Source organism: Massilia sp. IC2-477 (genome assembly GCF_020707265.1).
Lineage (GTDB): Bacteria > Pseudomonadota > Gammaproteobacteria > Burkholderiales > Burkholderiaceae_D > Telluria.
Map to the genome: position 1 here is coordinate 1 of NZ_JAJFEQ010000024.1, position 9,524 is coordinate 9,524.

Below are 9,524 nucleotides of genomic sequence, written 5' to 3' on the forward strand. Positions count from 1 at the left end.
AAAGCCTGATGACCATAGCAAGTCGGTCCCACCCCTTCCCATCCCGAACAGGACCGTGAAACGACTTTGCGCCGATGATAGTGCTGCAACCAGTGTGAAAGTAGGTTATCGTCAGGCTAGTTATATGCAGAGCCCGCTCAGTTAAGACTGAGCGGGCTTTTTGCTTTTCTGCTTTGCCAAACGCAGCGCACATCATGCGTGTATTGGATATGCAACGTGGCTCCCGCGATTAGATATTACTTTGCTAATTCCTTGCGAGTGTAGATAATGACTGGGTAACCATGTACGTCTACTTCTACGCCTTAAAACTGTTCATGAATAATCATCTTGCCACTCCTGAACGTCATCGCGCAGCGTCGCGAGGCGCCACCAGCGGCTCTTCCGTCGATCTGGTGATCGAGTGCGCACGGGGATTGGCAGCATTATGGGTATTCCTTTTCCATATCTCGGCTGCCATCAAACAGGCGATTCCTGCGCTGTATCCCCTGGCGTTGGAGGGCTACCGTGGTGTGCCGGTGTTCTTTGCCATTTCCGGATATTGCATCTATGCAGCCGCGGAGAACGCCATGGCCAGGAACGCGGGTGCGAAGACGTTTCTTGCACGTCGACTCAAGCGCATCTATCCGACGTTCTGGGCGTCGATCGCTGTCGTCATGTGCATGCCATTCGTGCTCGAGGGCCTGTCCGCAGTCAAATCGGGCCATTTCGTCTTCCCTCAGCTTGCATGGTTAAGCTATTCGCCTCTCGACTGGTTCGGCCTGCTAACGCTGAGTAAAGAACTGGTCGATGCCCAGGTAGGTGCCAATGATGGCTACACACGCATTAATACCGTCTACTGGAGTCTGGCCATCGAGGTCCAGTTTTACCTCGTCGTCTTCCTGGCAATACTCATGCGACGCTACGCGGCCGCGTTTCTCGGCATGGTTTCGATCCTCAGTGCGTATGCGATCGTATCTGACACCTTCAATGTCCCGGGCCTTTTCATCAATCTTTGGCCGGGCTTCCTGTTCGGTGTCCTCGTCCGTGTTGCTCACACAAAGGGCATGACGCCATTTTCGTTCTTCGGCAGATACCAGTTTGCAGCTTCGATTCTCCTGTTAGGCGCGCTTGCACTGGCGACAGCGATACTTGCGCAACTCATGGACCTTGGGTTCATTGCATCCGCAGTTATCGCATCGATTGCGATCTGGTGCCTGGGCGGACTCGAACATGCCGTGCTGACCCAATTCACGCTGTCAAAGAAGACCCTGAAGGTGTGCGGCATGCTGCTATTTCCTGCCGTGTTGCTAGGGCAGTCGAGCTACTCACTGTATCTATTGCACGGCAAGGTGTACCAGCTTCCGGAGATGATCGCTAGAAACCTGTTTCCAACGACAAGTCCGCTCTATGTGATCGCAACGGTCTTGCTGACCTGTGCGATATGCTATGGCTTCTACTTCTTCATTGAGCGCCGTTTCCACAACCGCCGGCTCCCGGATCCCACGCCGGAGGCGATCCCAGCCGCTGCGACCCTGGCGCAGACCGCCAGGTAGCCGAGCCTCACGTAATATCTTCGCCCGTCAGCAGCTGTTTTATCCTGCGAGTCATTTCCTCAAGACGGTAGGGTTTACGTAGCAGATAGGTGTGATCGAGAACGGGATGCTCGATGTCCGCTCCAGGATAACCTGATGCGAAGAGCAGCTTTGCAGATGGCAGGTATTTCGCCGTTGCCACCGCAAGGTCCTGTCCGGTAACTCCCCCCGGCATGACCAAGTCGGTGAACACGAGGTCGATCGGCAACCCCTGCCGGATCATGTCGAGCGCCGTGTCGCCGTCGGCCGCCTCCAGCACGCACAGTCCCTGCTTGCGCAGCACTTCCACGCTCACCTGGCGCACCGGCGCCTCGTCTTCGACCACCAGCACGGTGCGCACCGGCTCCGCTGACGACGCCGGCGCCGACTCCACAGGCGCCTCAGGCAACAGGGGGAAGTAGATGGTCACCGTCGTTCCCGTCCCCGGCTTGCTGGTCAGCTCGATCTGGCCGCCACTCTGTCTCACGAAACCGAAGGCCAGGCTCAACCCCAGGCCGGCGCCGCGGTGGACGGTCTTGGTCGAGAAGAAGGGCTCGAATGCGCGCCGCTGCACCTCCTCAGGCATGCCCGCGCCATTGTCGGCCACGCGCACCCGCAGGTAGCCTGGGGCCTCGACGCTGTCGCCGCCCGGCAGCTGCGCAGCGTCCGCCGCGATTTCGAGCCAGCCGTCCGTCCCCATCGCTTCGGCTGCGTTCTGCACCAGGTGCAGCATGGTCTTCTCGAACTGCGCCGGGTCGAGGCAGGCGTGCAGGCTCTCGTCCACCGACAGGCACAGGGCGTGATGGCCGAGGGTCTGGCGGATCGTTGCTTCCATGCTGTGCAGGTGCTTTGCCACGTTCAGGGGGACCGGTGCGAGCGACTGCCTGCGCGCGAATGCCAGCATCTGCGATGCCAGCTGTGCCCCGCGGCGCACGCCTTCCGACGCTGCCTCCAGCCGTTTCACCGTCCGCTCGTCGGCGCGGTGCGCCACCCGCAGCAGCTGCAGGTGGCCGTTGATCAGCTGGAGCACGTTGTTGAAGTCGTGCGCCACGCCGCTGGTGAGCTGGCCGATCGCTTCCATCTTTTCCGCTTCGTGCAGCGAGGCCTGGGCATTGGCCAGCTCGCGCGTCTTCTCGAACAGCGCGGCCTGGCTCGCCCGCAGCGCCTGCGTCATGTGGTAGGCGCGCGAATGCGCCTGCAGCCGCGCCGTCAGTTCGACCTTGTCCGGCCACTTGACCAGGTAATCGATCGCCCCCGCTTCGAACCCGCTCGCCTTGACCTGCGGGCTGGTATTCGACGACAGCATGATGACCGGGACTTCCGCCACGCGCGGATCCTGTTTCAGGATCTTGATGACGTCGAGGCCGTCGATCATCGGCATGTGCAGGTCGACCATGATCACGGAAGGCGCGAACGCCGCCGCCGTTTCCAGCGCGCGCGCCGGATCCTGCTGGTACTCGAGGATAAGGCCCGGCTCGTCCTCCAGCATGCCGCGGACGAGCTCCGCATTGATCAGGTGGTCGTCGATCAGCAGCACGCGCATATCGATTGTCTTGGTGAGCATCGCGTGGGCCTCAATGTGTCATCAAAGGGTTTCGCCTGCCTCGGCCGCTGCCTGCGCGATGCTGAGTTCCAGCTGCAGGAGGTCGTAGGGTTTCGGCAGTACGATGATCCCGCTGTCCGGCGGGACCTGGATGTTGTTGCCTTCGCCGGAGGTCAGGATCACCTGCAGCGCGGGACGCAGCGCAATGGCACGCGACGCCAGCTCGGTGCCGGACAGGCGCGGCAGGTTCAGGTCGGTGAACAGGATGTCGACCTCGTGCTCCTGCAGGAGTGTCAGTGCATGTTCGGCCGAGCCGCTGCCGCTGGCCGCATGCCCCAGCGCCGCCAGCAGCTCGCAGGCCAGTTCGCGGGTGTCGGGATCGTCTTCCACCACCAGGATGCGGCGTGCCCCGTCCGCCGCGACCGGCGTGCGCACCACCTCGTCCACCACCGTCGGCGCCGCCATCGGCACCGACAGGCGCGTCGCGCCGAGCTGGCCGCGCACGGCCTGTGCCAGCTGCTCGCGGCTGTAGGGCTTGGGCAGCAGCTCGATGCCTGCGTCGATGGAGCCGTCGGGCACCTGGCCCGAGGTGAGGAGGATGCGGGTGTGCGGCGCGAGCTGGCGGCACTGCGCCACCAGGGAGGCGCAGTCGACCGCACCGGGCATCGACAGGTCGCTGAACAGCAGGTCGACCGGTATCCCGGTGCGCAGGATCGCGACCGCCTCCTGCCCGCTCCCGGCGCTCAGCACCTGGTAACCGAGTCCCGCCAACAGCTCGGTGGTGGTCGCCACCACGGCGGCATCGTCATCGACCACCAAAATGGTTTCATCGCCGCCCGGCACCTCGGCGTGGCCCGCCGGCCGCGCATGCAGGGCGTCGCCCTCGGCGCGCGGCAGCTGGATCACGATGCGCGTCCCGTTCCCGGGGCTGCTCTCGATGCGGATCTCGCCGCCGCTCTGCTTCACGAAGCCGTACACCATGCTCATGCCCAGGCCCGTTCCCTTGCCGGGCGCCTTGGTCGTGTAGAACGGATCGAAGACCTTGTCGAGTACCTCGGGCGTCATGCCGCAGCCGGTATCCATGATCGACAGCAGGACGTGGCCTGCCGCTGCGCTGCCCGGTTCGGCGTTGCCGACGCTGATGGTCAGGCGTCCGCTCCCGCCCATGGCATCGCGCGCATTGATCGCCATGTTGAGGATGGCGTTCTCCAGCTGGTTGCGGTCGACCCGGGCGTTCCAGAGCCCGGGCGCGCGGCGCAGGTCGAGCACGACACGGTCGCCCAGTGCGCGCAGCAGGAGCGACTCCATGTCGGACAGCAGGCGGCCCAGGTCGGTCGCCACCGGCTGTAGCGGCTGGCGGCGCGCGAAAGCGAGCAGCTGCGAGGACAGTTTCGATCCGCGCTCGACGGCGGCAACCGCGCTTGCCACGCGCGCGCCCAGCACGCTGCCTATCCCGTCCAGTTCCATCAGCTGCAAGTTGCTCGAGATGATCTGCAGGACGTTGTTGAAATCGTGGGCCACGCCGCTGGCCAACTGGCCCACGGCTTCCATCTTGTGCGCCTGGCGCAGCGCGTCCTCGGCCTTGAAGCGTTCCGTTTCTTCGAGCACGACCTGGCGTTCCAGCGCTTCGTTCAGTTCGCGCAGCGCGGCCTGCGCCCGCTGCAGGTTTTCCTCGGTGCGTTTGCGCTCCGTGATATCAAAGGCCACGCCGAGGTAGCGGCGCTCGCCGGCGATCGTGCTCGGCACGGCTTGGCCGCGGCGGGCGATCCAGCGCCGCTCGCCAGTGTCGGCGCGCGTGATGACGAATTCCGAAAAGCCGAGCGGATTCGATTCGTTCCCGAGCCGGTTGGGGCCAGCCAAGTGCAGGTGCGACGGCTCAACACGGCTGACCAGCAGGTCCGCAGTAATCTCGATGTCCGGCGCGAAGCCCCAGATGCGCCGGTAGGCGTCCGACACCACCACCTTGCCCGTGCTCGGATACCACTCGAAGGTACCGATCTCGCCCGCCTCCTGGGCGACCCGCAGGCGCTCCTCCGTCAGCGCGTGGTCGGTGACATCGACGCCTTCGACGAAGATGCCCTGCGTGCGGCCGGCCGCATCCTTCAGCGGCTGGTAGACGAAGTCCAGGATGCGCCGCTCCATGCCTTCGCCGTTGCCGCGGTCCAGCTGCACTTCGATATTGCGTCCGTGGTAAGCGTCGCCGCCGTGATAGACACTGTCGAGCAGCTCGTAGAAGCCTTGTCCGGCAAGTTCGGGCAGCGCGAGCCGTACCGGCTTGCCGAGGACCGGGCGGTGCTGGACCAGCTTCAGGTAAGCGTCATTGGCCAGCTCGAACACGTGCTCCGGCCCCGTCAGCACCGCCATGAAGCTCGGCGCCTGGCGGAACAGGGTGTTAAGGAATTCCATGTCGCCGGAAAGGCGGCGGTTGGCCTGCTCGAGCGTGACGCGCAGGGCATCGAGGTCGCTGTTGACCTGCTCGAGGTGGGCCTCGTGAAGCTGGCGTTGCTGTTCTGCGCGCACGCGGTCGGTGGTTTCGAGCACCGTGCAGAGGACACCGCGCACTGTGCCGGCATCGTCGGTGGCCGGGCCGTAGTACAGGTCGAACCAGACGTCCTGCGGCGCGCCGTTACGCTCGAGGACGAAATGGGCGTCGCGGAACACCCGGTCCTCGCCCTGGAAGCAGGCGTCGAAGACTTCCTGGTTGAAGTCCCAGGCCTCGGGCCAGGCGTCACGCACCCGCGTGCCGAGGACATCGGGGTGGCGGGCGCCGCACACACGCGCGTAGCCGTCGTTATAGAGAAGGATCCGGTCGTCGCCCCAGACCAGGGCCATGCTGGCGGGGGAGCGCAGGATGACGTCGACCAGCGTCCGCAGGAGGGGCGGCCAATTGTCGATAGGGCCGAGCGACGTGCTGCTCCAGTCCCGCTTTCTTATCAGCTCAGCTGCTTCGGAACGCGAGGCGGGCCAAACGATCTTGCTCATCACTGCCTCATCTGGTCGACCGTTGCGGACAACGCGTCCGCACCAGCGTGACAGTGTAACACTGGAAACTGAACGTTTAGTGTCCTATCTGCATGTGCCAGTCAAGCCTGGGCGGTGCGCACGTTGCCGTTCAGGCGCAGCTCCAGCTTGTCCCAGAAGCGGTCGTGGATTGGAAGAAGCAGGACATTGCACACCGGTTCAAGCACCGCAGCCATACCGCCGAACGCCAGCGAGCCGGTCGCGAAGTACATCACCGCGAAGGCAACGCCCATATGGAGCGTGGTCTGGCTGAGCTTTTCCGCGGCGATACGCACATAACGCTCGCGCTCGGTCTTCCCGTTCGCACGGATTGCCGCCCAGGTCCGTTCGTGCAGCGGAAGCAGGAGCACATTGATCACCGGCTCGATAATGATTGCCAGTCCGCCAAAGACGACGGAGCCGGTCACGGCATAGGCAATCGCGAATGCGATGGCCATGTGGGCGACGACCTGGCTGGTTTTCTTGGCGGCGATGACCATGATGCTTGTTCCTATGTTTCGTTAACACTGCTGTAGGATGAATGATAGCGATTCTCATTCATAGCCTAAAGTGAATTAAACAAAACAAGTTGATAGCTTCAGGCTATCGACTCTGGAACACCTACTTCAAGGGCAAAATCAAGGCATCCAGCTCCCCGGGATAATGCTCGAGCAGCCAGCGCGCCTTCTCGGCGAACACGGAATCGCCCTTGTAAGCGCGCGCCGCCGTCAACATGTTCTGCATCGCATGCTTGTTGAAGCCATCCGGCGAGCCTTCCTTTGGATTGATTTCCGGGTAGGGCCACTTCTCGCCATTCACATAGCGCGCGACGAAGCGATAAGCTTGAGCGATGCTGTGGGCGTCTTCGCCGTGTTCCCAGACCCTCTGGCCGGTCAGCTCGCCATAGCGCCCCAGGTAACCGAAAGCCTCCAGCGCAAAATTCGTGTAGCCGCCAGGCCGCGTGCGCTCCAGCTCGGCGATCAGTTTGCCCTCGCGATCGATCTGGCCGGCGATGCGGCGGATTTTCGTGATGTCGAGCTCGCGCCTGGCGACGTCCTGGCGGTTGGTATACAAGGCATACGCGACCACCTGCGCCGAATAGAATGTGCCGTGGTTGTTGTGCGCGTTACCCTCTTCGAAACCATGACGGCTGGTAAGCAGCCAGTTCAGGTACTCGCCATACCAGCCGCGCACCGCCTCGTTCTCGGCGTCGCTCAAGGCGTCGGTCGGCTGGATCAAGGCCAGGCTGTCCATCACGTCGATCAGGGCGCGGCTGGTGATGATGCCGATGCCGCGACCGTCCACGCGGCCTGGAATCGCCTGCCCGTATTCGAGATGCGGATTCATGCGGGTGTCAGGCGTGAGGAACCAGGCGCGTGCCAGCTCGCCCGCCTTCACCGCGTATTTGCGCTCGCCGGTGAAGTACCAGGCCAGTGCCAGCACCTTGACGTCGTGCGCGAACCTGCCCATGCGCCCGCTGTCGGTGGCGTCGGTCGACGCAGCCGGGTTGTGCAGGCCGTCCTTGCGGATATAGGGCAGGCCGTCCTTCTTTGCCGGGTCGGGCCACCAATAGGGGCCGAAGCTGAAGAAGTCGTGCTTGTTGCCGCTGGCCGGCGCCAGGGATTTGTCGACGACGCTATAGCGACGCCGCGTCAGCGCCGCATCGGCGTCCTTGAGCAGGGCGTCGTACGACGGCTGGTAGAGCGGATCGCGCGCTGCCAGCTTCTGTTTCGCCAGTGCCAGGCCGGCCGGATCGTAGGTGTAGAACTGGGATGGCGAGGCTGCCAGCGCAGGACCGCACAACACCGCGGCCAGCACGGTGGCGCGCCACAAGGACCGGATCATGGGGGCGCCTCGCCTCAGTACCTGTTTGGTCTGTTTGTTCAAATCTTGTCTCCCTTGTTATCGTGGTATTACCAGAGCACGGGCTGGCGGATGAAGAAGTTGCGGGTGACTTCCTCCACCGATGAGTCGGCGGGCAGGGTCGCCCACAGGGCCAGGTAGTCCGGCCGGCCCAGCGCCTGCCCGGCGAACAGCAGGCTCGTTTGGCGCATGGGCCACTCCTTGAAATACATGACGTCCGGTGGCAGGGGCCAGCCTGCCTTGTCGCGGATATAGGGCGCCATCCAGGCCATCGCACGGGCCATGCCGCGGCCGTCGGGCGTGGTATACGTCCAGAGATTGTCCTGCGGCGTCGACAGGATCCGGCACAGCGTGGCCAGCGCTTCCAGGTTGAACAGGGCGTAGCCGTAGGGCTTGGTCCGTTTCAGCTCCAACGGCTGGCTGCCGTCGGCGGCCAGTTGGGTCGGCAGCAGTACCGTCTTGAAACGCTCGCGCGCATACGCCAGCAACTGGCGGTCGCCGGTGAGGTGGGCGAACGCGGCCACCTGCAGCAGCCAGCAGGAACCATGGTTGTTCTTCGCTTCACGTTCCTCGATGCCGTTCTTGCTGGTCGTCAGCCATTGGAGGTAGTCGCGGAACCAGCCGACGATCTGTTCGCGTTCTTCGTCGGACAAGGCTTCTCCGTCGCGCAGGACTTCGATGGCGCGCGCTACTTCGACCAGGTGGACAGTGTCGATGATGCCGATCCCGCGCCCGATCGATTTGCCGAAGATGGCCTGGGCGTACTGCAGGTTCGGATTGAGCCGGGTGCGCGGATCGACAAACCAGGCGCGCAGGTGGGCCACCGCATGTCGGGCGTAGTGCTGTTTGCCGGTGGTCTTCCACGCCGCCACCAATGCCGGCACCTGCACCGACAGGCGTACCAGCGCGCGCCGATGCGCAACGAAGTTGTCGGGGTTGGTCAGGCCGTCGCGCTGGATGTAGGGACCGCCGGGATTGGCCGGGTTCGGCCACCAGTAATCGCCCTCCGAATAGAAGTCGTGCAGGCCACCGCTGCTGCGGGGGCTGGGGAAAGAGGTGATCGTGACCGGCGCCTCGGACAGGGCGGCATCGGCCGCGCGCAGGATGCGGGGCTGGTCCAGGCGCATGACGTCGAGCGGCTGGGCTCGGGTGGGGATCGACAGACAGGTCAATAACAGTAGAGTGAGGAGCGGTCTGTAGAAGGACATCTTGACGTCGCTGCAGTTCTTTGAGGGAAGTTAATCGTTTAACTTAGTGTATATCCTATTTTTATCTCTGTCTATTCACGATCCAGCCCGCAGAATGAGAAATCGTTTTCCTTGGGAAGATGTGCTGAGCCGTTTCTGTCTGGCGAGGTCTTGCATCCTCGAGGCGGCTTTGCTATAGTCTCGTTCCTCCGACGCGAACCGTAGCCTTACAGGTAGCGAACGCGAAAGAGACGAGGGGTTGACGAGTTACGCGAAACACTGCATAATCTCACTTCTCTGCTGCTGACGAACACAACGCTTCGTACGGTGCAGCAAGGTAGTACAGAACAACGGTTCTTTAACAATCAACAGTCGATAAGT

At 63.1% G+C, this 9,524-nt stretch carries 6 protein-coding genes and 1 rRNA gene; 2 read left to right on the plus strand and 5 right to left on the minus strand.

The window, feature by feature from the left end:
* Window positions 1-4: 4 nt before the first annotated feature.
* Window positions 5-117 (plus strand): 5S ribosomal RNA (rrf, locus tag LK542_RS24565).
* 164 nt (window positions 118-281) lie between these two features.
* Window positions 282-1,532 carry an acyltransferase gene (locus LK542_RS24570; RefSeq protein ID WP_227813957.1) on the plus strand — a complete coding sequence of 417 codons (1,251 nt, stop codon included), beginning with the start codon at window positions 282-284 and terminating at the stop codon, window positions 1,530-1,532.
* Window positions 1,533-1,539: 7 nt separating this feature from the next.
* Here LK542_RS24570 and LK542_RS24575 read toward each other — a convergent pair whose 3' ends face one another.
* From LK542_RS24575 to LK542_RS24595, 5 genes are all read right to left on the minus strand, one after another.
* Window positions 1,540-3,114, minus strand: coding sequence for a response regulator (locus LK542_RS24575; protein ID WP_227813958.1), 1,575 nt, complete (start codon window positions 3,112-3,114; stop codon window positions 1,540-1,542).
* 21 nt (window positions 3,115-3,135) lie between these two features.
* Complete coding sequence (locus LK542_RS24580) at window positions 3,136-6,075, minus strand: response regulator (RefSeq protein WP_227813959.1); 2,940 nt, start codon at window positions 6,073-6,075, stop codon at window positions 3,136-3,138.
* A 101-nt stretch (window positions 6,076-6,176) separates the two neighbouring features.
* Window positions 6,177-6,593 carry a DUF2061 domain-containing protein gene (locus LK542_RS24585; RefSeq protein ID WP_227813960.1) on the minus strand — a complete coding sequence of 139 codons (417 nt, stop codon included), beginning with the start codon at window positions 6,591-6,593 and terminating at the stop codon, window positions 6,177-6,179.
* Window positions 6,594-6,714: 121 nt separating this feature from the next.
* The gene (locus tag LK542_RS24590) at window positions 6,715-7,938 is read right to left on the minus strand and encodes an alginate lyase family protein (RefSeq protein ID WP_227813961.1); all 1,224 of its coding nucleotides are present in this window, start codon (window positions 7,936-7,938) and stop codon (window positions 6,715-6,717) included.
* Window positions 7,939-8,006: 68 nt separating this feature from the next.
* On the minus strand, window positions 8,007-9,083 hold the full coding sequence (locus tag LK542_RS24595; protein ID WP_227813962.1) for an alginate lyase family protein: 1,077 nt from the start codon (window positions 9,081-9,083) through the stop codon (window positions 8,007-8,009).
* Window positions 9,084-9,524: the final 441 nt, after the last annotated feature.

Coding starts and splice junctions, on each gene's coding strand:
- LK542_RS24580 (WP_227813959.1), bottom strand. CDS start 6,075: ATGAGCAAGATCGTTTGGCCCGCCTCGCGTTCCGAAGCAGCTGAGCTG.
- LK542_RS24590 (WP_227813961.1), bottom strand. CDS start 7,938: ATGATCCGGTCCTTGTGGCGCGCCACCGTGCTGGCCGCGGTGTTGTGC.
- LK542_RS24595 (WP_227813962.1), bottom strand. CDS start 9,083: ATGCGCCTGGACCAGCCCCGCATCCTGCGCGCGGCCGATGCCGCCCTG.
- LK542_RS24575 (WP_227813958.1), bottom strand. CDS start 3,114: ATGCTCACCAAGACAATCGATATGCGCGTGCTGCTGATCGACGACCAC.
- LK542_RS24570 (WP_227813957.1), top strand. CDS start 282: ATGTACGTCTACTTCTACGCCTTAAAACTGTTCATGAATAATCATCTT.
- LK542_RS24585 (WP_227813960.1), bottom strand. CDS start 6,593: ATGGTCATCGCCGCCAAGAAAACCAGCCAGGTCGTCGCCCACATGGCC.